We start from the raw sequence: 24492 nt of genomic DNA on the forward strand, positions 1-24492 counted from the left end.
CCTGGGCCCGTCCGTGGATCTGCGGTGCCCCGTGGATCTGCGATGCTAGGCGGCGGTGCCGGTGCGCGGTCGCCGTCCCGGGGAGGAGAGCGTCGCGGTGCGGGAGGAGAACGTGGTGTCGACGGCAGCGACGGCCGAGGAGGTCGAGATCGTCGGGCGGCAGTTGTCCCGTGCGCCGCGCGGGGTCGTGGCCGTCGCCCATCGTTGTTCCTGCGGGCTGCCGGACGTGGTCGAGACCGCTCCCCGGCTGCCCGACGGTTCGCCGTTTCCCACCCTGTACTACCTCACCTGCCCGCGCGCCGCGGCGGCGGTGTCGCGGCTGGAGGGGGCCGGGATCATGCGGGAGATGACGGCGCGCCTCGCCCACGACCCCGATCTCGCCGCCGCCTACGCCACGGCGCACCGGGACTACCTCGCCCGCCGCGACGCCCACGAGGTCCTGCCCGGCACCCCGAGCGCCGGCGGCATGCCGGAGCGGGTCAAATGCCTGCACGTCCTCGTCGCGCACAGCCTGGCGGCGGGCCCGGGAGTGAATCCCTTCGGGGACGAGGCGCTCGCCGCCGTCGACGACTGGGGCCGGCGGGGGCCGTGCGTGGCCGCGAGCCCGGCCGCAGCCTGCGCAGCGGGCGGAACCGCGGCGGGTTCCGCGGGGACGACGGAGGAGGTGCCGGCGTGAACCGCGTCGCCGCGATCGACTGCGGGACCAACTCGATCCGCCTGCTGGTGGCGGACTACGACGGGTCCGGGCTGCGCGAGCTGACCCGCCGGATGGAGATCGTCCGGTTGGGCGCCGGGGTGGACCGCACCGGTGAGCTCGCCCCCGAGGCGCTGGCGCGGACTTTCGCCGCGCTGCGTGACTACGCCGCCGAGATCGAACGCCTGGGTGCCACCAGGGTGCGGATGGTGGCCACGAGCGCGACCCGCGACGCGCGCAACCGAGACGAGCTGGTCACCGGTGTCCGCGCGATCCTCGGGGTCGACCCCGAGGTGATCAGCGGGGACGAGGAGGCGGCGCTGTCGTTCGGTGGCGCCATCGGCGACCTCGTCGGCGGATCCGGGCAGTTCGGAGCGCCGGGTCGGGTGGGGGCGCCGAGCCAGCCGGGAGCGTCCGACCGGTCGGGAGCACCCGGGCAGCCCGGAACATCCGGCGATCCCGGCCCCTCGGACGCGCGCGGAGGATCCGGCCGGGCGCCCGGCGCGCCAGGCCTGGCGGGAACGCCCAGCCAGCTCGGAACGCCCAGCCGGCTCGGAAAGATCGGCCAGCTCGGAAAGATCGGACTGTCCGGAACAGGCGGCTCGTCGTCGGTCGCCACGCCGATCCTGCTCGCGGACATCGGCGGGGGCTCGACGGAGCTGGTGCTCGGGGACGCGCGCGGCGTGCGGGCGGCCCGCTCGGTGAACGTCGGCTGCGTCCGGCTGGCAGAGCGGCACCTGCGCGACGACCCGCCGACCGCGGCGCAGGCCGCGGCGATCGTTGCCGACGTGCACGCCGCGCTCGATCTCGCCGCCGCGACGGTGCCGCTGACCGAGGCCGCCACCCTGGTGGGCGTCGCCGGGACCGTCACCACGGTGGCCGCCCTCGCCGCCGGACTGGCGGAGTACGACGCGGACCGCATCCACCTGTCGGTGACGAGCGCCGAGCAGGTTGCCGCCGTCACCGAGCGGCTGCTCGGCATGACGCACGACGAGCGGGCGGCACTGCCGGTGATGCACCCCGGGCGGGTGGACGTCATCGCGTCCGGCGCGCTCGTGCTGCGCACGCTGGTCGAACGCACCGGCGCCGCGGCGGTCGTCGCGAGCGAACGGGACATCCTCGACGGGATCGCGCTGGCCCTGGCCATCTCCCCACCGGCCGCGAGCGGCTCGGCGGCCGAGAGCCTCGCGTCGCCGCTGCCGACCGCGCCGTCCCTGCCGACCGGGGCCGGTCCCGCCGCGGGATGACGGCCGGTCCGCAGCGCGGTCCGGCGCGGCCGGGCGGCGGCTGGCCGGGGGACCTCGCCGACTCGACCACCCCGGTCGCGGCGACCTCCGCGCGGGTGCGCGAGCTGGCCGCCGGCGCCGCCGACACGGGGGCGCTCGATGCTCGGATGTCGGTCTGCCGGGCCTGCCCGCGCCTGGTCAGGTGGCGGGAGGAGGTCGCGGCGGTCCGCCGGGCCGCGTACGCCGACCAGCCGTACTGGGGGCGGCCGGTGTCCTCGTTCGGCCCGGCCGACGCCCGGATCCTGATCGTGGGCCTCGCTCCCGCCGCCCATGGTGGCAACCGCACCGGGCGCATCTTCACCGGCGACCGCAGCGGCGACTGGCTGTTCGCCTCGCTGCACCGGGTCGGGCTCGCCACCCGGGCGACGTCGCACTCCGCCGGGGACGGCCAGCGCCTGCCGGCCACCCGGATCGTCGCGGCCGTGCGCTGCGCGCCGCCGGCGAACAAGCCGACGACGGCGGAACGGGACGCCTGTCGTCCGTGGCTGGTCCGGGACCTGGAGCTCGTCCGGCCGACACTGCGGGTCGTCGTCGTTCTCGGCGGGTTCGCGTGGACGGCGCTCTGGCCGGCCCTGGAGCAGGCAGGGTACTCCGTCCCGGCGCCCAGGGTGCCGTTCGGCCACGGGACCCGGGTCGAACTTCCCGGGACGGGCGTCCGGGTCGTGGGTTGCTATCACCCGAGTCAGCAGAACACCTTCACCGGTCGGGTCACCGAGGTGATGCTGGACACGGTTTTCGGTTCCGCGGCGGCGCTGGCGGAAGTGGTTGAGCGGCTCGACTAAGCCCACGCCTTGTGGCCACGGACACAGCGCGTGAGCCACGGCACTCTTCCGTCGGCGACAAGACGGGCCGAAGGTCGTCCGTATTGGTGTCCTGCATCACGGAATAGATGGGGTCAGCCGGCTCCACGCCGGGTGTAAGCCGGCCCCCGCGGGTACCGTTTTTGCATGGGCTATGGGCAGGCACCGCACATCCTCATCGTCGGCGGGGGATACGTCGGCATGTACACGGCCCTGCGGCTTCGGCGGAAGCTGCATGGGGACGAGGCGACCATCACCGTCGTCGAACCCAACTCATACATGACCTACCAGCCGTTTCTCCCGGAGGCGGCTGCCGGTAACCTTGAGCCACGGCACGTTGTCGTTCCGCTACGCAAGGTGCTGAAGGGCTGCCGGATCATCAGCGGCCATGTCGTGATGGTGTCGCACGAGCAACGCACGGCATCCATCCAGCCGCTCCTCGGGGATGCTTTCGACCTTAAGTACGACATTCTGGTGATCTGTCCCGGTTCGGTGGCCCGGACGCTCCCGATCCCGGGTCTCGCCGAGCAGGGAATCGGATTCAAGAGCGCGGCCGAGGCCATCTATCTCCGAAACCAGGTCATCAGCCGCCTCGACGCGGCCGCGTCGGCCACCGATGCCGCGGTCCGGCGGCGCGCACTCACCTTCCTCTTCATCGGTGGCGGATATGCCGGAATTGAGGCGCTCGCCGAACTCGAGGACATGGCGCGTGATGCATGTTCTTATTACCCGGATCTGGCGCCCGCGGACATGCGCTGGGTGCTTGTCGAGGCGACGGGTCGCATTCTCCCCGAGGTTTCGCCCGCAATGGGGCTGTATACGGTCAAGCAGCTCGAACACCGCGGAATCCAGGTGAAGCTGAACACCAGGGTCGAAAGTCTGCTCGATGGAAATGTCGTTCTCGACGACGGCGAGCGATTCGAGGCCGGCACCGTGGTGTGGACGGCCGGTGTCAAGCCCAATCCGATGCTCGCCCGGACCGATCTGCCGCTCGACGAGCGCGGCCGGCTGCGGGCCACCGCCTTCCTCCAGGTCGACGGGGTGGCGGACGCCTGGACCGCCGGCGACTGCGCGGCCGTGCCCGACCTGACCAAGGGCGAGGGGGCGACGACCGGACCGTCCGCCCAGCACGCCGTGCGGCAGGCTCGCCGGCTGGCGGAGAACCTCCTCGCCGAGCTGCGGCACGAGCCCATCAGGCCCTACGAGCACAGCTATGCCGGCAGCGTGGCGTCCCTGGGGCTGCACAAGGGCGTGGCCGAGATCTACGGGGTCAGGCTGCGGGGCTGGCCCGCCTGGCTGATGCACCGGACGTACCACCTCAGCCGGGTGCCCACGGTGAACCGCAAGGCCCGCGTGGTGGCCGACTGGACCCTGGCGCTGTTCTTCCGCCGCGAGATCGTCTCGCTGGGCTCGTTCGCCGACCCCCGGGCGGAGTTCCGCCGGGTGGCGACCCCCGCGTCCGCCCCGGCCGCCGGCACGCACGCGGCCCCCGGCATGCCGGCCGCGGTCGACGGCCCCGCCGCGGACTCCGCCGCCGACTCCACCGCGGACAAGGCCGTGCCCGCCGCGTCCACCTTCCCCGGGACGCCCGCCGCCGCGCCTGCCCCGCCTGGGACGCCCGCTCCCCCCGCCACGGCGGCAGAGGCGAACTCGCAGGCCGCGCAGCGGCGGAGCTGACCGTCGCCCGCGCCCGCGGGCCCCGCCACGACCCCACGGCGGCCGGTGAATCCCCGCCTCCTGTGGGGTTCACCGGCCGTCGCTGCTTCACGGGCCGTCGCTGCTTCACGGGCCGTCGCTGCTTCACGGGCCGTCGCTGCTTCACCGGCTGCCGCTGCTTCACCGGCCGCCGCTGCTTAACGACACCAAGGTGGGGGCGGGATTCCGGCATCTCCGGACTGGCCCGACGCTGCTAACGAGCCGCGAGCTCGGCTTTCCGACGATCTGGGTCGTCCACTGATCGGCGGGGATGGCAATGCGGCAGCGCCCTAGTCACGATGAGTCACGCTTTCGTGGGGGCCGCCATCTCCGGACCACTTTTTCCGCGATGTGTTATTCCCAGACCCTACGCAGCATGGTAGAAACATCAGCGATGTAGACGAGCCGGTGTATCCCAACTGGTAGAGGAGGCTGTCCTAAAAACAGCTCGAGTGTCGGTTCGACTCCGACCACCGGCACAATCCATTGCCGATCGCCCGCGTGCGTTGATGAACGCCGCGGGTGGTCGGCATGGAAGGCTTCGTCGCCATGGTGAGGTGCGCCCCCGTGTGGGGGCGCAATGATTCCTTGCATCGCCGAATCCGCTACTATCCGTTCTAGATTCGTTACAACATCAGTGTGTGGTGGTCGAGCCCGCCAGCCCACGGCGCCGACCGGGCGGCGGGAACCTCGCCGACAGTGGGTTCGTTGCGTGGTTGACGTGTGCACCAACTGATGACGGTGGCGCCGCCCCGGCGGCGACCGAGAGGAGCCGGCTCGATGGCCGACCTTCGTTCCTCGAACCCCGTGCTGCGGCGCGGCGGGTTCGCGCCGCCGCCGACGCCCACCCCGGAGGAGCTCGCCAGCCACTACCGGCAGCCGACCACCCTCACCGTCGACGACGTGGTCGTGCACACGCTGGGGCTGTTCGCCCTGCTGGGTGTCGGCGGTGCTGTCGGCTGGGTGGTCGGGCGGGACGCCCCGGGCATCGCGCTGGCCGCCGGTCTCGTCGCGCTGGTCATCAGCCTCGTCGTGTCGATGCGCAATCGGCTGCGCCCGTCGCTGGTCATCGCCTTCGCGCTGATCGAGGGCGTCGCGGTGGGGGCGATCTCGCGCTTCTACGAGGACGACTTCGCGGGCATCGTCCCGCAGGCGCTGCTCGGCACCGGGCTGATCTTCGTCGCGATGCTCCTCGCCTACCGCAGCCGCCGGCTGCGGGCCACTCCGCGGATGGCCCGCATCGTCACCGGCGTGTTGTTCGGCGTCGTCCTGCTCAGCCTGGTCGACCTGGTCGTCAGGGCGGTCAGCGGGAGCCATCTGCCAGTGATCAACGACGCGACGCCGCTGGGCATCCTGTTCAGCGTGCTGGTGCTCGGTGTCGCGAGCCTCCAGTTCATCCTCGACTTCGACTACATCGAGCGGGCGATCGCCGCGGGCGCGCCGCGCTCCGAGGCCTGGCGGGCCGGCTTCGGCCTGCTGATCGGCTTCGTCTGGGTCTACCTGGAGATGCTGCGGCTGCTGTCCAAGCTGCGCCAGTAGCCCGGCGCCCGCCCGGACCGGGCTCAGCCGGAACGGTCCGGGCCGGCGGCGGTGGGTGTGACCCGCAGGATGCAGCGCTGATCGCGGACCATCGCCGCTCGGTAGTCGTCCCAGTCGGGATGCTCGCCGGAGATGTCGCGGTAGTAACCGACCAGCAGTTCCATCGCCGCCGGTAGCCGGACGATCTCCGCGGTGCCGGTGATCTGCACCCACGGTCCGAAGAAGTCGTCCGGCAGCACGCACAGCCGCACGGTCGCGTCGCGCTCGACATGGCCGACCTTGTACGCGGTGAGCCTGGTACTGATCAGCAGACGACCCTCGGCGTCCACCCCGACCGTCACCGGCGACATCTGCGGGCTGCCGTCCCGGCGGGTGGTGCTGAGCACCGCCCGGTGATGATCGCGGACGAACTCGGTGGCGGCATCAAGGTCCATCCGCACATTCTGTCCGACGGGACGTGACTCCCGCGACGTGGACCGCGGAAGGTGACCGAGGCCGGACGGGGCGGAGCGGCGGCGCCGTGGCGGCCGGCCAGGCCCGCCGCGACGCCCCGGGGCCTTACGCCCGGCTTGCCCGCCGCCGCAGGTCCGCCTCGTGGACGAGGGCGGCCGCGAAGCTGTGCGGCAGGTTGTGCTCGGCGCGTAGCCAGTTCACCCGTTCGGTGAAGCGCAGCAGGCCCGGACCGTCGTCCAGCCGGCTTAGCCAGTGGTTCACCCCGTGCCCCGTTGCCTTCGGAATCCGCTCGATGAGGCTCTGGTGGGTCTGCGGGGAGCGGTTGAGCGACATGCGCGCCTCCAGAAGTGAAACCCGACGTCAACGGCTCATGTCGCCAGCGTGCCCCATGCCACAGCAAAGGGCAAGGCCCCGTTCGGGCCTCGTGGGGTATCCTGCCCGGATGTCCGATGAGGTCAGTGATCTCAGTCGGGAGGTGGGTCTGCTCATCCGCCGTATCCGGGGATGGGCCGGCTCTTCCTGGGACGTCGCGGTGGGTTCGGGGATGACCCGGGCGGAGCGCACGGTTCGGCTGCTCGACGAGCTGGCCGCGCTCGGCGAACGGATCGGCACGGGTGCGCCCGTCGAGATGCGTCCGCCGAGGCTCGCCACCCACGCCCTGCCCGACCAGCTCGCCGTGCTCGCCGAGGACCTGCTGGCCGCGCTCGACGCCGCCGGCGCCACCCTTCCGTCCACCCGCGAGGTGCTGACCGACGCCCGCGCGGCGGTGACCCGGGCGCGTGCGGACCTCGACGGCGCCGGCTTTGGGTTCCGCGTGCGCTGATTGCGGCCGCCACCCCAGACCGACCGTTCGACCCGAGCGCATCGGCCGACCTGAGCGCGGCCGTCGGCTTCGGTGCACCGTTCGGTGTCAGTGCAGCCGCCAGGTGCTCCGGACGGCGTCGAGCACGTGCGCCGCGGCGATTCGCGCCCCGTCGAGGGTCAGGTGCACCCCGTCGCGGGACCGGGCGAGCACGTCCCGCCCGTCGGCGGCGGTCAGGTAGTCGCTGTAGGCGCCGCCGTGCGACAGCCACGGGGTCAGGTCGAGGTAGCTCGCGCCGCTCACCCCCGCCGCCGCGGCCGCCGTCGCCGCGTTCAGCCGATGGAAGTAGCCGTTCAACCGGTTGGAGCGGGCCGGGGGCAGGCTGAGCCACAGCAGCCGCCTGGCGCCGTTCCCGGTCCAGATTCGCATGACGACGCTGGCCCGCCGCTGGTACTCGGCCTCCCACTCGGCCGATCCGGCGGGCAGCACCGTCCTGTCGGGGAGCGTGATGCCCTGCCCGTCGTTGCCGCCCATGGCGACGATGACCAGCTCCGGGCTGCGCGCGGTGACCTGGTCGCGGGCATGGGCGGCCCAGTCGAAGAAGTCGGGCCGGACCAGGCCGGTGCCGAACCGGGTCTCGGTCTGTGCCCGGACCGTGCCCGGCGCCGTGTTCGTGATGGTGGGGCCGAGGGACTCGGTCAGGGAATCGCCGGTGACGAGCACCCGCAGCGGGTCGGCGGTGGTGGGCAGGCGCAGTGGGGCGGGGGCGGGCGGGGCGGTGGGTAGCTCGGCGGTGCCGGGGCGGCCCGGCACCGCCGCGTCCGCCGCGGCGCGGCTCGCCGCGGTCGCCAGCTCCGAGTCGCCGCCGCGCGGCGCGGTCCCGTGGCCGAAGGCGCGGGCCAGCCAGCGGTCCGGCGCGTCCAGGCGCGCCGTGTGCGTCACCCGCTCGATCGGCCGCGCCGCGCTCAGCACGAGGGTGCGGGTGAGCCCCGGACGCATGCCTTCGCCGGCATGGACCATGGCGGGGGCGCGCAGCACGGCGAGCAGCCCCAGCACGGCGACGACCAGCAGCAGGGCGCGGCGCGCCGGGACGGCGTCCGCCCCGACCTGCGGCGGGCGGGCGCGATGGCGTGGCTGGGCCGGCACCTCCTGCCTGGCTGGTTGGTGCGATGGACGGTCCTGGGCGAAGCGACGGCCCCGCGGTCCGCGGGGGATCCGCGGTGGCGGTCCGGCGGGCAGGGGTGCCGGGGCGGGCGGGGGCGCGGGGGCGGGGGTGGGGGCGGACGCCGGCGGCCGGGTCGGCACCGCATCGTCGCGCTCGGTCATGGTCGCGGGCTCCGTCGGCGGCTGGGGGAGGGGGAACCGGACCTCGTCTTCCGTGGTGCGTCGATTACCTTAGGTGATTTACCTCGCCCTGTTGGTCCTCTGCGCCCCGGCGGGCCGTCCTCAGAAGCGGAAATAGATGAAGGGGGCGACGTCCTGTTGCCCGACGACCGCGTAGATGACCATCATCGAGACGGTCAGCAGGACGATCTGCGGGCCGAGGCTCACCCGGGCGAACCGGGCCCGCGTCCCGGCCCACCAGCTCGGCGGGATGGCCGCCGTGGCCAGGCCCACCACGATCGCGGCCAGCACCGCGGGGGNGACCAGCGGCGCCGGGCCGCCCGCGGTGAACAGCCGCGCGAACAGCCGGCCCGCCGTGTCCAGATCCGGGGCGCGGAAGAGCACCCAGGTCGCGCAGACGAAGTGAAAGACGGCCAGCCGGGCCGCCCAGCCCCGCACGGGGCCGCCGACCCGGGCCGCACTCCCAGCGGCACTCCCAGTCGCACTCCCGGCGGCGCTCCGAGCGGCGTCGGCTGGCAGGGGAGTCACCACCNCCCCGACCGGCTGGGGCGTGGGCGCCGGCGAGACGGCGCCCGCCCCGGCGTCGGTGGCTGCGCGCTGGGCGGTGAGGGGTTCGCCGAGGGGGGCGGGGGCGGCGGCGCGCGGCAGCGGTATGCGGACGAGCCCGGCGGCGGCCGCCCGCCTCGTCCGCCAGATCCGCAGTCGGCGCTCGGTGACCAGGGCCGCGCCGTGCAGTGCCCCCCACAGCACGAAGGTCCACGACGCGCCGTGCCACAGGCCTCCCAGAGTCATAGTGATCATGAGGTTCAGGTAGGTCCGGCGACGTCCGCGCCGGCTCCCGCCGAGGGGCAGGTACACGTAGTCGCGCAGCCAGCGCGACAGCGTCATGTGCCAGCGTCGCCAGAACTCCTGCAGGCTGCGTGACGCGTACGGCCGGTCGAAGTTGTCCGGGAAGCGGAAGCCGAGCAGCAGCGCGATCCCGATGGCGATGTCGGAGTAGGCCGAGAAGTCGCAGTAGATCTGGACGGCGTAGCCGTACACGGCGGCGAGGATCTCCGCGGACGAGTGCTGGCCCGGGGCGTCGAAGACCGGGTCGACCAGCCGGGAGGCGAGGACGTCGGCGAGCACCACCTTCTTGATCAGTCCCCCGAGGATGAGGAACGCCGCCCGGGTGGTCGGCACCCGGGCCGGGTCGCGCGGCGTGGCGAGCTGCGGGAGGAACTCGCTGGCCCGCACGATCGGACCGGCCACGAGATGCGGGAAGAACGCCTCGTAGACGGCGAAGTCGAGCAGCGGTGCCGGCGCGTTGATCCCCCGGTGGACGTCGATGACGTAGCTCAGCGCCTGGAAGGTGAAGAACGAGATCCCGATGGGCAGCGCCACCTGGAGCAGCGGGAGCGGCGCGGGCAGTCCGACGTCGGCCAGGGCGCGATCGACGGACAGCGCGAAGAAGCCGTAGTACTTGAACCAGCCGAGCAGGCCGAGGTCGCAGGCGATCGCGGCGGCGAGGATGCGGCGGTCCCGGAAGCGGTGGATCGCCCGCGCGGCGGCCTGGTTGATCAGGGTCGAGGCGACGATGAGCAGGACGAACCGGGCGTCGGCGAAGCCGTAGAAGAAGTACGACGCGGCGAGGATGAACGGCTTCCACAGCGCCGGCCGGGGCATCAGCAGCCAGGACAGCGTCATCACCACGACGAAGAACGCCGCGAACTCGATCGTCGGAAAGATCACGTATGGCCGTCCAGGGAGATCGGGTGGGCGGCGGGTGGCGGGTGGCCCTTCGGGGGCCACATCGATACTCTATGAAGCTAAGAAGATACATAAAGTAGTGACCAGCCGGAGGGTGCGCGCTGACGCGTGGCGGGACGACCGGTGAGATCGGTCGCCTCGGCGGGCGCAGCGGCCCGAATGGGTGAGGTTGGCTCGATTCAGCCGGGAAGGCGTGCACGTCAGCCACGGGATGGCTACCTTCCGACCATGGGCATCGTCACGGTCAACGGCATCGACCTCGCCTACGAGATCCACGGCGACGACGACGGTCTGCCGTTGCTGATGATCGGCGGCCTTGGGCAGCAGCTCGTCGGCTGGCATCCCGACCTGCTCGCCGCGCTCGCCCGGCGCGGCTACCGGGCGATCGTCTTCGACAACCGCGACGTGGGCCTGTCCACCCACCTCGATCACCTCGGCCGGCCCGACCTCGGGGCGATCATCGCCGGACGCTTCGACCTCGCCCCCTACGGGCTCGCCGACCTCGCCACCGACGCGCTGGGCCTGCTCACCGCGCTCGGCGTCGAGTCGGCGCACCTGCTGGGCCTGTCGATGGGCGGCATGGTCGCCCAGATCGCGGCCCTGCGCAGCCCGGAGCGGGTCCGCAGCCTCACGTCGGTGATGTCGCACCCCGGCGACCACCGGGTGCAACCGACGCCGGAGGCCATCGGGTTGTTCCTGCGCCCGGCGCCGGAAGACGTGGAGCAGTCCGTTCTCGCCGCGCACGAGGCGCATCGGGTGCTCGGCTCGCCGGAGTTCGCGCCGGACGAGGCGTGGCTGCGCCGGCGCGCCGAGATCTACTGGGACCGCCGGGCCAGCCCCGACGGTGTGCTGCGCCAGGTCGCCGCGGTGCTCTCCGCCCCGGACCGCACCGCGGAGCTCGCCGGGCTGCGCCCGCCCACCCTCGTCGTCCACGGCGGCGCCGACCCGCTCGTTCCCGTGATCGGTGGCCGGCTCACGGCCGCGGCCATCCCGGCCGCGGAGCTGTTGGAGATCGACGGGATGGGCCACGACCTGCCCCGGCAGGTGTGGGACCGGGTGCTGGACAAGCTGGAGGACGTCGTCGACCGCGGGGAGGCCCCTCGGCGCCCCCTCGCCGCCGCGAGCTGAGCGGACGCGAGCTGAGCGGACGCGAGGCCCGTCGGGTCGCCGCCCACCGGCTCACGCGCCGGGTTTGACCACCATCAGGGCGACGACCACGACCCAGCAGGCGGAGCTCAGCACCGCGCCGCCGGTGACGGTGCCGAGCCGGCGCCGAGCGTCCCCACCGGCGTCGATCTCGGCGACGGCGTGCGACAGGCCGGGTGCGATGACCGCCAGGCAGATCCCGCACGCCACCACCCACAGCACCAGCGAGCCCAGCAGCCAGGAGTCGCTGAACGACCGCACGCTGCCGAACGACCCCTGGTGCACCATCCCCGCGCCGGTCACCGCGATGAGCAGCGAGGCCAGCCCGAACCCACGCACCAGTCGGGCGGCGAGCCGCAGCATCGGCAGGGCGCTCGGCCCGGCCCGCAGCAGCCGGGGGACCGCCGCGCAGACCAGGGTCAGCGGTCCGATGACGAAGATCGCGAGAAGGACGTGCAGGGTGAGGAGGAGCCCGAAGCTGCCCGGATGCGGCATGCGCAGACGGTACCGACTGACTCCTCCCGCTTGTACACCGACCGCTTGTACACCGCCTTTGGGCCGACTGTGCTGGTCCTGTGCCCCGTGTGCCCCGTGTGCCCCATGTGCCCCATGCACCTCGCCGGGGCTCGCGGGGCTCGCGCCTCAGAGCGGGTAGGACTGGTAGTAGAGCAGTTTCACCGCCTCGCCGAAGTGCGTCCCGTACAGGCGGTCGGTGGATCCGGCGTAGGCGTAGCTGACCACCCCGTCGATCCAGCCGTGGCCGGGCCCGAGCCGGCCGAACCCGGTGATGAACGGGCCGCCGCTCGCGCCCGCCGTCATCCGGCAGTGAACTCCGATCGCCGGGCCCCCGTACGGGTCGGCCGACCCGGGCCCGGCGCAGTAGATGAGCTGGTTGCCGTCGTACGGCAACAGGCGTGGATAGCCGAAGCTGTACTGCGGGTAGGTGTTCGGCAGGCCGAACGCGATGCCCTGCCCCCCGACCACGTCCTCGATGTGCCGGCCGCCGTGGGTGTTGAACAGTGCGAAGCCGGCGTCGACGTCGAAGCTCGAGCCGCTCGCCCAACCCGGTGTCACGGTCAGCCGGCGGGCGGTCCAGATGCCGTACGGCATGGTCCCGTCGACGTAGCCCGGGACGAAGGCGACCTGCTGGGCGAACTGCGCGCCGGTGCCGCCGTGCAGGCAGTGCCCCGCGGTCACGACGAGGTCGCGGACCGGGCTGGTCACCACGCTCGCCGAACACGCGAAATCGGCGCCGCCGATCGTGGTGAACAGCCGGCCGGTGGTCGCCGTGACCAGACCGCCCCGGGTGTACGGCGTGCCGTCGCTGGGCGGCGGCGGCGTGCTCGACAGTCCGGGGCTCGGGTCGTCGGCGAACGGCGTGCCCGCCGCCGCCGCGCCGGCGTTGGCATCGGCGCGGTCGGTGGTGTGGGAGCCGAAGGCCCGGTCGCGACGTTCGGTCGTCCAGTACCGTTCGACCGCGCGCTGCTCGGCGGCGGTCACCGCCCCGGGCGCCGACAGCGGCGCCGGCCGACCTTGGGTGATCTCGGCGGCGGGGTCGGCCGGCCGGACCGGCCCGGCGTCGGGACCAGCGATCGGCGGGCCGCCGGCCGCCGGCCGCACATCCGCGCCCGGTAGGCCGCCCAGTGCGTCTGGGCCGGGCAGGCCGTCCGCGAGGATCGCGCCGCCCGGCGCGGCCTGGGCGGGGTTGGCCGGCATGGCCGTGGGGGCGAGCCCCACGCCCGCGGCCAGCAGCACGGCGGCGACCAGCCGCGAACGGGCCGGTGGCCGGGGCCGCTGCTCGCGCTGCCGCAGGCTCGCCCGGTGCCTCGCGCCCGTCGCGCCCTCCCCTGCCCTCCGTGACTTCACGATCGCGCAGAGTAGCAGAATTCGAGATCTGGATGGTCGGGGCGCGACGGCCGCCTGCCGGGTGCCGGTCAGATCCCCCGCGGCGGGTGAGGGTCACGGGCCCCGGCCGGCCCGGGCGGTCGGCGGCGGGCCTTTCGGGTGCTGTGGGTGCGGCCGACCGTGACCCCGGCGGAGCGTGGCCGGTTGTGGGCCCTGTGGGTGTGGTCAGTCGGCGGGCGCGGCGAGGTGCTCGTGGGCCTGTGCCCAGGTGGGGGCGCCGGCGCCGGCCGGCGGGTGCCAGAAGACGAACCGGGACTGGGCCATGGCGGGTCCGAGGCGGCGCATCGCCTCCCGGTGGTGGGGGTCGCCGACGAACGCGTCCAGCGCGGCCCGGTCCGTCCACGCGGACAGGGTCAGGTATTCACGCCGCAGCGGCCGGGCGACGAGCGAGACGCCGAGGGCGCCGGGCGCGGCGAGCAGGGCTCGCCGGACGGCGAGTGCCGAGCGCAGCATCGTGACCGAGTGTCGGGCCGAGGTGAGGACGAAGCGCGAGGCCATGACCTCGATGGCACCGTCTTCGATGGCACCGTCTTCGATGGCGCCGACCTCGATGGCGCCGACCTCGATGGCGCCGACCTCGATGGCGCCGACCTCGGCGCCGGTGCCCGCGGGCTCGGCCGCGCCGGCCTTGCGGCCGGGCGGGGTGGTCCAGGAAATCGTCGGCACGGTGACCCACCTCCACAATAGTCTGACTCGGACCGTTGCTGGGGTCAGGATAGTCTCAAAGAGACGGTATGAGTCAAGCCGTATGATGGAGACCATGGCGGAGATCGTGCTGACACCGGTGTCGTATCTGGTCCTCGGGGAGGTGGCCCGCCGCGGCAGTGCCACGCCCTACGACCTCAAGGTGTCGGTCGCCGAATCGGTCGGGAACTACTGGTCGTTCCCGCACGCGCAGCTCTACAAGGAGCCGCCGCGCCTCGCCGAGGCCGGGCTGCTGGCCGAGGAACGGGAGGCCGGGGGGCGCCGCCGGCGCATCTTCCGGATCACCGACGCCGGTCGGCGCAGTCTGCAGGACTGGCTCTCCTCGGCCGATTCCGGGCGCACCGAACTGCGCGACCTCGGCCTGCTCAAACTCGCGTTCGCCGACCTCGGCCGTCCCGGCGACGTCGCCCGGCTCGCCCGTGCCCAGGCTGCCGCGCACCGGGCGCACCTGGAGGTCTACCGCACGCTGGCCGCGCTGCCGCCGGACGCCATGGTCTGGACGTTGCGGCGCACGCTGGACCTCGGGCTCGCCTACGAGCGGCTCGTGGCGGAGTTCTGGGAGCGGCTCGCCGCCGACCCCGTCGTCACTCGTATCCCCCCGCCCCCCGCCGAGCCCGCGCGGCCGGCGGGGGACACCCCGGGCGGGTCAGCGGGCGACGCGGTGGCGTCCCCGGGAACGCAGGTAGTCCCGGATGACGTAGCTGCCGAGGGCGGTGGGGTCGGGTGACAGGACCCGCCCGCCGTTGCGGCGGGCCATCTCCTCGACGAACTGCACGAGCCGCGGCTCGTCGTCGAGCATGAACACGTTGATGGTCACCCCGCGGCGGGTCAGCCGGTCCACCTCGGCCAGGGTCAGCTCCAGGGTCTCGGGCATCGGCGGCCAGGAGAACGACGGAGTGCCGTCGCGCAGCAGGTGCGCGGTGGGCTCCCCGTCGGTGACGACCATGACGACCGGCTCGGCCTGCGGGTACCGGCTGAGCAGCCGGCCGGCGATGAGCAGGGCGTGCTGCAGGTTGGTGCCCTGGACCATCTCGGAGTCCAGGCCGGCGAGCTCCACCGGCCGCAGTTCGCGGGCGTAGTCCGAGAAGCCGATGATGTGGATCTTGTCCTGTGGGAACGACGTGCTGACGAGGGTGTGCAGCGCCAACGCCGTCGACTTCGCGATCCCCCACGTCCCGCGCAGGGCCATCGAGTAGGACAGGTCGACGAGCAGACAGACCGCGGCGGTGGTGCGCCGCTCGGTCTCGGCGACCTCGAAGTCGCCGACCTCCAGCCGCACCGGCCGGCCCTTGCCGGTCGGCCCGGCGCGCAGCACGGCGTTACGCACCGTGCGGACGACGTCGATCGGTTGGGTGTCGCCGAACTGCCAGGCCCGCGAGGTGCCGAGCAGGTCGCCGGCGGAGCCGGCGTCGGTGAGGTTGTGGTCGCCGCGGCCGCGGGCGGAGACCTGGCGAAAGATCCGGGCCAGCGCCGCCTGCCCGATCCGGCGGACCGCGCGGGGGGTGAGCTCCAGGCTGCCGGCCCGGCGGGTGATGAACCCCTGCTGCTCCAGCTCCCGCTCGATCTGCTGCAGGCTGCGCAGGTCGTCGACGGCGGAACGGCCCAGCGCCCGAGCGACCGCATCCGGGTCGATGTCCTCCAGCGAGGCCCCGGCGTAGTCCTGCCCGAGCGCGGCGGCGAGCTCGTCGAGTTCCGCGAGTTCCTCCAGCGCCGAGGTGGCGTCGCCGAGGCCCAGCGGCTCGTCTCCGGTGAGGCCCTCGCCGAGCCGGCCGCCGCGCCCACGGGCCCGGCCGCCCCAGTTCAGGTCCGGGCGGGAGGCGCGCAGCGCCTGGGCGAGCCGGGACATCTCGGCGGCCAGGCCCAGGTCCTCCATGGCGGTGGACATCAGATCGGCGAGCTCGGAGCGCTGCTGCGGGGTGAGCCCGGCGAGCAGCCGGGCGGCCGCCGCCGCACGGCGCGCCAGCGCGTCGACCAGCTCCTCGAGCGACTGCGGGTTCTCCGGGAAGAAGTCGCCGTACTGGGACATGAACTCGGCGAACGCGGCGTCGGTGTCCTCGCCGCGGGCGTCGGCCTCCAGCAGGGTGTTCAGCGACCCGATCATGTCCCGGATGCGGGCGAAATCCTCCGGCGTCGCCCCTTCCAGGGCCTGCTTCATGCCCCTGAACTGGCTGTCGAGGACCTCTCGGCGCAGCAGCTCGGAGATCTTCTCGTAGGTCTCGCGGGCCTGCGGGGAACGCCAGTCGTACTCGGCCAGCGACCGCACCGCGCGCGCCGGGTCGGCGGGCAGCGCGTCGAGCTCGGCCTCCCGCAGGCGGGCCTCATCCGACGGGTCGGGGAACAGCGCCGCCCGCTCCTGCCCGACGGCCGTGTCGAGCAGTCGGCGGACCTCCTCCAGGGTGCCGTCCATCCGGCCGCGGGACCGGGCCTCGCGCCGGCGCCGCTCGATGGCGCGGCGCATGTCGTCCAGCCCGCGACGGCCCGGCATGCCGCGGCGCAGCAGAGCCTCCAGCGCCTCCCGGGGGGTGCGCCCCTCCAGGATCTGGCGGGACATCTCGTCGAGCGCGCCGGCCGCGGTGAAGGGGGAGGCGAGCGGGTCGGGCCCCCCGTCCCAGGGGCCGTAACGGAATGCGCCGGAGCTCACCGGGGTCCTCCCACGGGGGTCATGTCAGGAGCCGTAGACCGTCCGGCCCGGCAGCTCTTCCTTCGCCAGCCGGCGGTTGAGGTGCAGTCCCTCCATCGCCAGCTCCAGCGCCGCCGCGGCGAGGCCGGGCGACTCCGCGCCATCCACGCCGAGTCGGTTCAGGATCGCCGCGAGACCGGGCACCGGACCGACCCGGCGCAGCAGCTCGGCGGCGGGCACCATGTCGCCCGTCTCGACCGGGCCGTCGGCGTCGAACCGGTTCTGCAGCCCGGTGAGGTCGGCCCCGGCGAGGCGGGCCCGGAACGTCTCGGCGATCGCGCGGCGCAGCAGCAGCGCGAGCACCTCGTCCTCGCGCCCCTCCTCGAGCTGGTCGAACTCGACCTTGCCGCGCACCGCCGGCACGATCGCGGCGAGGTCGACCACCCGGGCGGTGGGCGTCTCCTCCCCGGTCAGCGCCGCGCGGCGGACCGCGGAGGCGGCCACCGTCTCGGCCGCGGCCACCGCCAGCCGGGCCGACACCCCCGAACGCTGGTCGACCTGTGGGGCGTCGCGGACGAGCCGGGTGAACCGGGCCACGATCTCCAGCAGGTGATCGGCGAGCTCGGGAGTGCCCAGCGGCGAGCCCGCCCAGGAGATCACGGACTCCTGGCGGATCAGCGCGAGCTCGTCGGCGAGCTGCAGCGGGTAGTGGGTGCGCACCTCGGCGCCGAAGCGGTCCTTGAGCGGGGTGATGATCCGGCCGCGGTTGGTGTAGTCCTCGGGGTTCGCCGAGGCCACCAGCAGCAGGTCGAGCGGCAGGCGCAGCAGGTAGCCGCGGACCTGGATGTCGCGCTCCTCCAGCACGTTGAGCAGCGACACCTGGATGCGCTCGGCGAGGTCGGGCAGCTCGTTGACGCTGAAGATGCCGCGGTTCGTGCGCGGCACCAGGCCGTAATGCACCGTCTCCGGGTCGCCGAGGGTGCGGCCCTCGGCGACCTTCACCGGGTCGACGTCGCCGATCAGGTCGCCCACGCTGGTGTCCGGCGTGGCGAGCTTCTCGCCGAACCGGTCGGAGCGGTGGCGCCAGCCGATCGGAAGCTCGTCGCCGAGCTGGGCCGCCAGCGCCCGGCAGCGGCCGCAGACCGGCGCGTACGGGTGGTCGTTGATCTCGCAGCCGGCGACGGCGGGCGACCACTCGTCGAGCAGGCTCACCAGGGTGCGGATGAGCCGGGTCTTGCCCTGGCCCCGCTCGCCCAGGAAGACGATGTCGTGACCGGCCAGGATGGCGCGCTCGACCTGCGGCAGGACGGTCTCGTCGAACCCGACGATGCCCGGGAAGCGGGGCGTGTCGCCCTTCATCAGGGCGACGAGGTTGTCGCGCAGCTCCGTGCGGACGGTTCGGTGAACGTGCCCGCTGCGGCGAAGCTCACCCACCGTGGCATAGGGCGGAGCGGTATCCGCCGGCGCGGTGGCCGGGGATGTCGCGGTCGGTGGCATGGAATGACGGGGCGGTGCCGGCAGATCCTCCACGCGTCGACGGTACGTCGACACCGCCCGCGACGCAGCCAAGTCGGCTGCCGTCCGCTGCAGGCGTAGTCGGGGGTACGCCGCCCGCCCCCGCCCGAAGGAGCCCGCCCCCGCCCGAAGGAGCCCGCCCCCGCCCGAAGGAGCCCTCTTCCCGCCGACCGGCCCAGCCGGGCGGGCCGGCTCCTAGGTGCCGGCGCGCCAGCCACGATGGGTGACCCCCGGTCCGGCCGAAGTGGCATGGCCGAACCAGGCTCCGGTGCCGTCAGGAGCCGTAAGGTGCGACCGAGACGATCTCGACCTTCGCGGAGCGGCCGTTGGGAAGCGTGTAGCTGACGGTCTCGCCTGCCTTGTGGCCGTTCACGGCACCGCCGAGCGGGGAGGCGGGGGAGAACACGTCGATGGGAGTGCTGTGGTCCTCGCGGGAGCCGATGAGGAACTTCTCGGTCGCCTGCTCGCCGGGGAAGCGCACCTCGACGACCGTGCCCGGACCGGCCTCACCGGTGGTGTTGGGCGCCTCGCCCACCTGCGCGTCGCGCAGCAGGTCGGCGAGCTGGCGGATCCGGGCCTCCTGCTTGCCCTGCTCCTCCTTGGCGGCGTGGTAGCCACCGTTTTCCTTGAGGTCGCCCTCCTCACGGGCCGCCTCGATCTTGGTCGCGATCTCCGTGCGCCAGGGGCCGGTGAGGTAGTCGAGCTCGGAGCGGAGCCGGTCGTATGCCTCCTGAGTGAGCCAAGTCTGCTGCGTCACGCGGGTCACGCTCCTCGGTGAACATCAAAAGGGTCACGATATCAAGGTGAATCAAGGAATCCAGGGTCGAGCCCGCTGACTCCTCACGGCGGCTGCTCCACCACCGGGAGACCCCAGACCAGCGGTTCTACCCTCCTGGGTGAACCGTCAGTCCGTGGTTTCGACCATGACCGCACGCCTGGCGGAGCGGGAGCGTGGCGAACGGGTGCCGCACTCCATCGGTCCCCCGGGGCCGGACCGACACCGATGTCGGTACGCCGGCCGGCGACGTCGCACCCGTCACTGCATGCGCGGACGGTGCATTGTGCCACGTCGTTGGGTGACTTTTCCAGATCAAACGTGGAGGCGGGCTCCATGGTTCCGCACAGTGGTGTAGCACGGCGGTCACGTCACGGCCACCCGGGTCGATGGCCGCGGTCTGGCCCGGCCGTCAGCGACAATGGTGGCATGCCTTCGGTCGACGAGCGGCATGGCCTGCGTCTCATGGCCATCCATGCCCACCCCGATGACGAGTCCAGCAAGGGCGCGGCCACGATGGCGCGTTACGCGAGCGAAGGCGTGGACGTGCTGGTCGTGACGTGTACCGGTGGTGAGGAGGGCAGCATCCTCAACCCGGCGATGGACTCACCCGGCGTCGCCGAGCGCATCACCGAGATNCGCCGTGAGGAGATGGAGAACGCCCGGCGCATCCTCGGCGTGCGCCAGGAGTGGCTCGGCTTCGTCGACTCCGGCCTGCCCGAGGGCGACCCGCTGCCGCCCGTGCCACCGGGGCGCTTCGCCACCACGCCACTGACCGCGGCGGCCCAGCCCCTGGTCAGGCTGATCCGCACCTTCCGGCCGCAGGTCATCACGACCTACGACGAGTCCGGCGGTTACCCGCACCCCGACCACATCATGACGCACAAGATCAGCATCGAGGCGTTCGAGGCGGCCGGCGACCCCGAGCGCTATCCCGAGGTGGGGGTGGAAGCCGGGTTCGCCCCCTGGCAGCCGCTCAAGCTGTACTACCACCTCACCTTCCACAAGGAGCGCATCCTGGCGCTGCACGAGGCGCTGCTGGCCCGCGGACTGGAGTCCCCCTACACGGAACGCCTGGACGAGTGGGCCGACCGGGCGGCGGACGCGGGCCGGCTCACCACCCGGGTGCCGTGCGCGGACTGGTTCTCGACCCGCGATCGAGCCCTGATCGCGCATGCCACCCAGGTCGACCCCACCGGATGGTGGTTCCGGGTTCCGCTCGACGTGCAGCGGGAGGCCTGGCCCACCGAGGACTACCAGCTCGCCCGCTCGCTGATCGAGGTCGGCACGCTGCCCGAGGACGACCTGTTCAACGGCGTGTGATCGTGCGCACGGCGGGTGGCCGGCCGGCCGGCGGGGGCCGATCGGCGCCCACCTCGGGCGGTCCAGCGCGGCGTAATGTCGGGGGTGGGTACCGCCGGGAGCCCACGGCGCACCGCCCGCTGGGGCGGAGCCGGCCGCGCGCTCGCGCGGCGCAGCGGCGGGCTGACCGCAGAGTTTGGACCCGGGTGTGAGGACGTCACCGTGAACGAGATCTTCGCCGGTTCGGTGCTGGCCGAGCAGGAGCACAGCGCGGGCGGTCTTGGGTTGCTCATCGTCGTGGGGCTGATCGTGGTCTCCACCGGGCTGTTCTTCATGCTCTCGAGGAGCCTGCGCCGAATGCGCGCGAACGTGGCGAACGGTGATTTCCTCGGGGTCGAGTCCGACCGGCTCAGCGGCCCGGTCGATCCCCGCCAGGCGATCCGCCGCCGGTCGGTGCTGGCCGGCCGGCGGGGCCCGGTGATCGACGGCGAGGTCGGCGGCGATGCCGCGGCCACGGGTGGCGCGGGCGAGCATCTTGACCTGCCCGTCCAGCCCGGCCCCCCGTCCTCCGGCGGCTGAGCCGGGAGCCCCACCACACCATCGCTGCTTCCCTGCCCTTCCAGAGGGTTCTGTGCCCGATTGATCCCTCTGGAAGGGCAGGGTAAGGCCGGAGCGGTCAGCCCAGGGCGATGTTGACGATGCGGCCGGGGACGATGATGACCTTCTTGATGGAGCGGCCCTCGGTCTGGCGCGCGTAGTCGGGGTGCGCGGTGAGCAGCTCGCGGATCACGGGCTCCGCGGCACCGTCGGGCACCTGGAGGGTGAACCGCACCTTCCCGTTCACCTGGACCGGGATGGTCCGCTCGGACTCGGCGGCCAGCGCCGGGTCGCCCACGGGGAAGGCCGCGCGGCTCACCGACTCGCTGTGCCCGAGCCGGGTCCACAGCTCCTCCGCGATGTGCGGAGCCAGCGGCGCGGCCATCAGCACCAGCGGCTCGGCCAGCGCCCGGGGGGTCGCGGACTGGCCGTACCGCTTCGAGACGAAGTTCGTCAGCTCGATGAGCCGGGCGACGGCCGTGTTGAACCGCAGGCCCGCGTACTCCGCCGCCAACGTGATGATCGTCCGATGCAGGACGCGGGTGGCCTCGGCGTCCAGTTGCTCGTCGGAGACGGCGACCGTCCCGCTGCCCTCGTCGACGACCGCGCGCCACAGGCGCTGCAGGAACCGGTGCGAGCCGACGATGTCGTCGGTGTGCCAGGGCCGGTCGGCGTCGAGCGGACCCATCGCCATCTCGTAGACCCGCAGGGTGTCGGCGCCGAACCGGTCGTACATCTCGTCCGGGCTGACGCTGTTCTTCAGGCTCTTGCCCATTTTCCCGGAGCGGCGGTCGACCGGCGCCCCCTGGTGGGTGAACCGGCCGTCGCCGCTCGCCTCCACCTCGGCCGCCGGGACGTACATCCCGCGGGCGTCGGTGAACGCATCGGCCTGGATGTAGCCCTGGTTGAACAGCCGCTTGAACGGCTCCTTGGACGAGACGTGCCCCAGGTCGTAGAGGACCTTCTGCCAGAACCGGGCGTAGAGCAGGTGCAGCACCGCGTGCTCGACGCCGCCGACGTAGAGGTCGACGCCGCCGTCGCCGGCCGCCGCGCCCGGCTTGGCCATCCAGTACCGCTCGACGGTCTCGTCGACGAACCGCTCGGTGTTGGTCGGGTCCAGGTAGCGCAGGTGGTACCAGCAGGACCCGGCCCACTGCGGCATCGTGTTCGTCTCGCGCCGGTAGCGCTTCGGGCCGTCACCGAGGTCGAGGGTGACGCTCGCCCAGTCGGCCACGCGGGCCAGCGGCGGTACCGGATCGCTCTCGTCGTCCTCGGCCATCGCCGTCGGCCGGAAATCGGTCATCTCGGGCAGCTCGACGGGCAGCAGCTCGTCCGGGACGGCATGCGGCAGGCCGTCGTCGTCGAAGACGATCGGGAACGGCTCGCCCCAGTAGCGCTGCCGGGAGAACAGCCAGTCCCGCAGCCGGTAGGACCGGGCCGACCGGCCCGCGCCGAGCTCCTCCAGCCAGGCGACGGTCGTCTTGATCGCGTCGGTCTTGCCCAGGCCGGTGAGCACCGGGGCTCCCGCCGGGCCGGGCAGGTAGGCGCCCTCGCCGCTGAACGCGTCCGGCCACGCCGACGGCGGCGCGCCGGGTGTCACGTCGCGCTCGGCGTACCACGGCTCGTCGGGCGCCAGCACCGCCGGGATCGGCAGGTCGAAGGCGCGCGCGAAGCTGAAGTCCCGGCTGTCGTGCGCCGGCACGGCCATGATCGCGCCGGTGCCGTAGCCGACGAGGACGTAGTCGGCGAGGAAGACCGGGATCTCCGCGCCGCCCACCGGGTTGCGGACATAGGCGCCGGTGAACACGCCGGTACGGTCGATCTCCTCGCCGCGTTGGCGGTCGCTGCGCTGCGCCGCGAAGGCCCGGTAGGCCTCGACCGCGGCGCGCGGCGTCCAGGTCGGGTCGGCGGCAGCGGTCTCAGTAGCGGTCTCAGTAGCGGCCTCGGGGGCGCCGTGGCCGGCCGGGAAGCGCCAGCCGGCCGGGGTGCCCGCCGGCCAGGCGTCGGCGACCAGCGCGTCGACCTGCGGATGCTCGGGCGCCAGCACCAGGAAGGTCGCCCCGGCGAGGGTGTCCGGGCGGGTGGTGTAGACCTCGATGCGCGGCGCGGGGGAGGACCCGGCGGTGCCGGTGACCGCGTCCGTCGTGCCGGCTGGGCGGGTCGTGCCGCCTGCGCCGGTAGCACCGGGGGTGACGAGGGCGAATTCGACGCTCGCGCCGTCGCTCGGGCTGATCCAGTTGCGCTGCATCTGCTTGATCGAATCCGACCAGTCGACCAGGTCCAGGTCGGCGACCAGCCGTTCGGCGTAGGCGGTGATCCGCAGCACCCACTGCCGCAGCGGCCGGCGGAACACCGGGTAGTTCCCGATGTCGCTGCGGCCCTCGGCGGTGACCTCCTCGTTCGCCAGCACGGTGCCGAGCCCGGGGCACCAGTTGACGAGCTGTTCGGAGATGTAGGCCAGGCGGTGGGCGTCGACGACCCGGCGGCGGGCGACCCGGTCCAGCTCGGCCCAGGGCAGGCCCGCCGGGTTCGCGGCGCGCACGGCGTCGACCGACACGGCGGTGGTGCCGGCGGCGGGGCCGGCCACCGGCGAGCGGGTGCCGGCCTCGAACTCGGCGATCAGCTCCGCGATCGGCCGCGCCCGGCCGGCCTGCGGGTCGTACCAGGCGTCGAAGATCTGCTCGAAGATCCACTGCGTCCAGCGGTAGTACCCGACGTCGGTCGTGGCGATCTCGCGGCGGGTGTCGTGGCCGAGCCCCAGTCGGGAGAGCTGCCGACGCATGTTGGCGATGTTGGCGTCGGTGGTCGTGCGCGGGTGCTGGCCGGTGTTGATGGCGTACTGCTCGGCGGGCAGGCCGAAGGCGTCGTAGCCGAACGGGTGCAGCACATGGCGGCCGGACATCCGCAGGTAGCGGGCGAACACGTCGGTGCCGATGTACCCGAGCGGATGCCCGACGTGCAGGCCGGTGCCGCTGGGGTAGGGGAACATGTCCATGATGTAGAACGGCTCGCGCCCGGCGACCTCGTCGAAGCCCGCGGCCAGCGGCCCGACCGGGTTCGGCGAGTTGAACGTCCCCTCGTCGGCCCACCGACGCTGCCAGCGGCGCTCGATGTCCGCGGCGAGCCGGGCGTCGTAGCGGAACCCCGGCTCGTCGCCGGTCCTGGCGGTGGGCGTGGCGCCGGATGAAGATGCGGCGCCGGACGGGGCTGCCGTGGCGTTCGCGGCGCCGGCGTCGGTGCCGTGCTCGGCCGTCTCACTCATTCGCTCGTGCCACCCCAACTCGTTGGTACTCCGACCCTGCGACAACCCTTCCGAGCGCCCGCGACGACCCTTCGACCGCTCTCGCGGCGCAACGGCGGCCTGGCGGACGGCGATCGAGCGAGTGGACGGCGGACGGGCGAGCGAGCGGAGGAGCCGGGATCGTGCCTTTCTCCGAGCGTATCCGGTCCCGTGCACCCCGGTTCCGACCGCACGCCACCACGAGCGGACCGGGCCGGTCGACCCGCCCCGGTTGCGGCGGTGGTCTGGCCTGAGCTCGGTTGGGTACCGAGAGTGCACCAGCCG

20 protein-coding genes, 1 tRNA gene and 3 pseudogenes are annotated in these 24492 nt (G+C 73.2%); 13 read left to right on the forward strand and 11 right to left on the reverse strand.

Going from position 1 to position 24492, the window contains the following annotated elements; all coding sequences use genetic code 11:
* Positions 1-97: 97 nt before the first annotated feature.
* The 6 genes from FF36_RS02930 (at position 98) to FF36_RS02955 (ending at position 6014) form a co-directional block, all read left to right on the forward strand.
* On the forward strand, positions 98-676 hold the full coding sequence (locus tag FF36_RS02930; protein WP_044883502.1) for a DUF501 domain-containing protein: 579 nt from the start codon (positions 98-100) through the stop codon (positions 674-676).
* On the forward strand, positions 673-1941 hold the full coding sequence (locus tag FF36_RS02935) for a Ppx/GppA phosphatase family protein (RefSeq protein ID WP_044883503.1): 1269 nt from the start codon (positions 673-675) through the stop codon (positions 1939-1941). The genes FF36_RS02930 and FF36_RS02935 overlap by 4 nt, the downstream gene beginning before the upstream one ends.
* On the forward strand, positions 1938-2762 hold the full coding sequence (locus FF36_RS02940) for a uracil-DNA glycosylase (RefSeq protein ID WP_044883398.1): 825 nt from the start codon (positions 1938-1940) through the stop codon (positions 2760-2762). Before FF36_RS02935 ends, FF36_RS02940 begins: the two co-directional genes overlap by 4 nt.
* A gap of 165 nt (positions 2763-2927) precedes the next feature.
* Complete coding sequence (locus FF36_RS02945) at positions 2928-4457, forward strand: NAD(P)/FAD-dependent oxidoreductase (protein ID WP_044883399.1); 1530 nt, start codon at positions 2928-2930, stop codon at positions 4455-4457.
* A gap of 422 nt (positions 4458-4879) precedes the next feature.
* Positions 4880-4954 (forward strand) — tRNA-Leu (locus FF36_RS02950).
* A 301-nt stretch (positions 4955-5255) separates the two neighbouring features.
* A complete protein-coding gene (locus FF36_RS02955; RefSeq protein ID WP_044883400.1) occupies positions 5256-6014 on the forward strand; it encodes a Bax inhibitor-1/YccA family protein in 759 nt (252 codons plus the stop codon).
* Positions 6015-6037: 23 nt separating this feature from the next.
* Here the strand turns inward: FF36_RS02955 and FF36_RS02960 are convergent, their stop codons facing one another.
* Both FF36_RS02960 and FF36_RS02965 read right to left on the reverse strand, forming a co-directional pair.
* Entirely contained in the window at positions 6038-6448 is a 411-nt protein-coding gene (locus tag FF36_RS02960; protein WP_044883401.1) for a PPOX class F420-dependent oxidoreductase, read from the reverse strand.
* 124 nt (positions 6449-6572) lie between these two features.
* Positions 6573-6800 (reverse strand): DUF4287 domain-containing protein, encoded by a 228-nt coding sequence (locus tag FF36_RS02965; RefSeq protein ID WP_044883402.1) that lies wholly within the window; start codon positions 6798-6800, stop codon positions 6573-6575.
* 109 nt (positions 6801-6909) lie between these two features.
* Here FF36_RS02965 and FF36_RS02970 point away from each other — a divergent pair, with 109 nt between their 5' ends.
* Positions 6910-7290 (forward strand): hypothetical protein, encoded by a 381-nt coding sequence (locus FF36_RS02970; protein ID WP_044883403.1) that lies wholly within the window; start codon positions 6910-6912, stop codon positions 7288-7290.
* A gap of 87 nt (positions 7291-7377) precedes the next feature.
* Here the strand turns inward: FF36_RS02970 and FF36_RS02975 are convergent, their stop codons facing one another.
* A complete protein-coding gene (locus FF36_RS02975; protein WP_236705467.1) occupies positions 7378-8595 on the reverse strand; it encodes a DUF459 domain-containing protein in 1218 nt (405 codons plus the stop codon).
* 551 nt (positions 8596-9146) lie between these two features.
* Positions 9147-10344: pseudogene (locus FF36_RS02980) on the reverse strand (MBOAT family O-acyltransferase); the annotation flags it as partial.
* Between the two features lie 246 nt (positions 10345-10590).
* Here FF36_RS02980 and FF36_RS02985 point away from each other — a divergent pair.
* Positions 10591-11490 (forward strand): alpha/beta fold hydrolase, encoded by a 900-nt coding sequence (locus FF36_RS02985; protein ID WP_044883406.1) that lies wholly within the window; start codon positions 10591-10593, stop codon positions 11488-11490.
* A 51-nt stretch (positions 11491-11541) separates the two neighbouring features.
* On the opposite strand, the gene FF36_RS02990 is transcribed toward FF36_RS02985, so the two are convergent.
* The 3 genes from FF36_RS02990 to FF36_RS03000 form a co-directional block, all read right to left on the reverse strand.
* Positions 11542-12003: a membrane protein gene (locus tag FF36_RS02990; RefSeq protein WP_044883407.1), complete on the reverse strand. Its 462-nt coding sequence runs from the start codon at positions 12001-12003 to the stop codon at positions 11542-11544.
* Between the two features lie 147 nt (positions 12004-12150).
* Positions 12151-13374 (reverse strand): hypothetical protein, encoded by a 1224-nt coding sequence (locus FF36_RS02995; RefSeq protein ID WP_044883408.1) that lies wholly within the window; start codon positions 13372-13374, stop codon positions 12151-12153.
* A 204-nt stretch (positions 13375-13578) separates the two neighbouring features.
* The gene (locus FF36_RS03000; protein WP_479686773.1) at positions 13579-13995 is read right to left on the reverse strand and encodes an antibiotic biosynthesis monooxygenase; all 417 of its coding nucleotides are present in this window, start codon (positions 13993-13995) and stop codon (positions 13579-13581) included.
* On the opposite strand from FF36_RS03000, the pseudogene FF36_RS41400 reads away from it, so the two are divergent.
* Together FF36_RS41400 and FF36_RS03005 are read left to right on the forward strand one after the other, a co-directional pair.
* Positions 13957-14100, forward strand: a pseudogene (locus FF36_RS41400) (pentapeptide repeat-containing protein); the annotation flags it as partial. The gene FF36_RS03000 and the pseudogene FF36_RS41400 sit on opposite strands and share 39 nt — an antisense overlap.
* Before the next feature lie 61 nt (positions 14101-14161).
* Positions 14162-14845 (forward strand): helix-turn-helix transcriptional regulator, encoded by a 684-nt coding sequence (locus FF36_RS03005; RefSeq protein ID WP_242422253.1) that lies wholly within the window; start codon positions 14162-14164, stop codon positions 14843-14845.
* On the opposite strand, the gene FF36_RS03010 is transcribed toward FF36_RS03005, so the two are convergent.
* From FF36_RS03010 to greA, 3 genes are all read right to left on the reverse strand, one after another.
* Positions 14765-16759, reverse strand: a complete 1995-nt coding sequence (locus FF36_RS03010; RefSeq protein ID WP_044883409.1) for a vWA domain-containing protein — start codon at positions 16757-16759, stop codon at positions 14765-14767. The genes FF36_RS03005 and FF36_RS03010 overlap by 81 nt on opposite strands.
* Before the next feature lie 24 nt (positions 16760-16783).
* On the reverse strand, positions 16784-18235 hold the full coding sequence (locus FF36_RS03015; RefSeq protein ID WP_044883410.1) for a magnesium chelatase ATPase subunit I: 1452 nt from the start codon (positions 18233-18235) through the stop codon (positions 16784-16786).
* A 292-nt stretch (positions 18236-18527) separates the two neighbouring features.
* Positions 18528-19010: a transcription elongation factor GreA gene (gene greA, locus FF36_RS03020; RefSeq protein ID WP_044883506.1), complete on the reverse strand. Its 483-nt coding sequence runs from the start codon at positions 19008-19010 to the stop codon at positions 18528-18530.
* A gap of 447 nt (positions 19011-19457) precedes the next feature.
* Here greA and FF36_RS36895 point away from each other — a divergent pair.
* From FF36_RS36895 to FF36_RS03030, 3 genes and pseudogenes are all read left to right on the forward strand, one after another.
* Positions 19458-19666 (forward strand): PIG-L family deacetylase (locus FF36_RS36895; protein ID WP_242422254.1); only part of this gene is annotated, 209 nt, incomplete at its 3' end.
* Position 19667: 1 nt separating this feature from the next.
* Positions 19668-20351: pseudogene (gene mca / locus FF36_RS03025) on the forward strand (mycothiol conjugate amidase Mca); the annotation flags it as partial.
* Between the two features lie 201 nt (positions 20352-20552).
* On the forward strand, positions 20553-20909 hold the full coding sequence (locus FF36_RS03030) for a hypothetical protein (RefSeq protein ID WP_044883507.1): 357 nt from the start codon (positions 20553-20555) through the stop codon (positions 20907-20909).
* A 97-nt stretch (positions 20910-21006) separates the two neighbouring features.
* Here FF36_RS03030 and FF36_RS03035 read toward each other — a convergent pair whose 3' ends face one another.
* A complete protein-coding gene (locus tag FF36_RS03035) occupies positions 21007-24189 on the reverse strand; it encodes a leucine--tRNA ligase (RefSeq protein WP_044883412.1) in 3183 nt (1060 codons plus the stop codon).
* Positions 24190-24492 lie beyond the last annotated feature (303 nt).

Source organism: Frankia torreyi (assembly GCF_000948395.1).
GTDB classification, from domain to species: Bacteria; Actinomycetota; Actinomycetes; order Frankiales; family Frankiaceae; genus Frankia; species Frankia torreyi.

What these genes read in the sequence shown, in the direction of transcription:
- FF36_RS03015 (WP_044883410.1), bottom strand. Translation starts at nt 18,235, where the DNA reads ATGCCACCGACCGCGACATCCCCGGCCACCGCGCCGGCGGATACCGCT.
- FF36_RS02975 (WP_236705467.1), bottom strand. Translation starts at nt 8,595, where the DNA reads ATGACCGAGCGCGACGATGCGGTGCCGACCCGGCCGCCGGCGTCCGCC.
- FF36_RS02940 (WP_044883398.1), top strand. Translation starts at nt 1,938, where the DNA reads ATGACGGCCGGTCCGCAGCGCGGTCCGGCGCGGCCGGGCGGCGGCTGG.
- FF36_RS02955 (WP_044883400.1), top strand. Translation starts at nt 5,256, where the DNA reads ATGGCCGACCTTCGTTCCTCGAACCCCGTGCTGCGGCGCGGCGGGTTC.
- FF36_RS02990 (WP_044883407.1), bottom strand. Translation starts at nt 12,003, where the DNA reads ATGCCGCATCCGGGCAGCTTCGGGCTCCTCCTCACCCTGCACGTCCTT.
- FF36_RS03005 (WP_242422253.1), top strand. Translation starts at nt 14,162, where the DNA reads ATGATGGAGACCATGGCGGAGATCGTGCTGACACCGGTGTCGTATCTG.
- FF36_RS02970 (WP_044883403.1), top strand. Translation starts at nt 6,910, where the DNA reads ATGTCCGATGAGGTCAGTGATCTCAGTCGGGAGGTGGGTCTGCTCATC.
- FF36_RS02960 (WP_044883401.1), bottom strand. Translation starts at nt 6,448, where the DNA reads ATGGACCTTGATGCCGCCACCGAGTTCGTCCGCGATCATCACCGGGCG.
- FF36_RS02985 (WP_044883406.1), top strand. Translation starts at nt 10,591, where the DNA reads ATGGGCATCGTCACGGTCAACGGCATCGACCTCGCCTACGAGATCCAC.
- FF36_RS02945 (WP_044883399.1), top strand. Translation starts at nt 2,928, where the DNA reads ATGGGCTATGGGCAGGCACCGCACATCCTCATCGTCGGCGGGGGATAC.
- FF36_RS03035 (WP_044883412.1), bottom strand. Translation starts at nt 24,189, where the DNA reads ATGAGTGAGACGGCCGAGCACGGCACCGACGCCGGCGCCGCGAACGCC.
- FF36_RS02965 (WP_044883402.1), bottom strand. Translation starts at nt 6,800, where the DNA reads ATGTCGCTCAACCGCTCCCCGCAGACCCACCAGAGCCTCATCGAGCGG.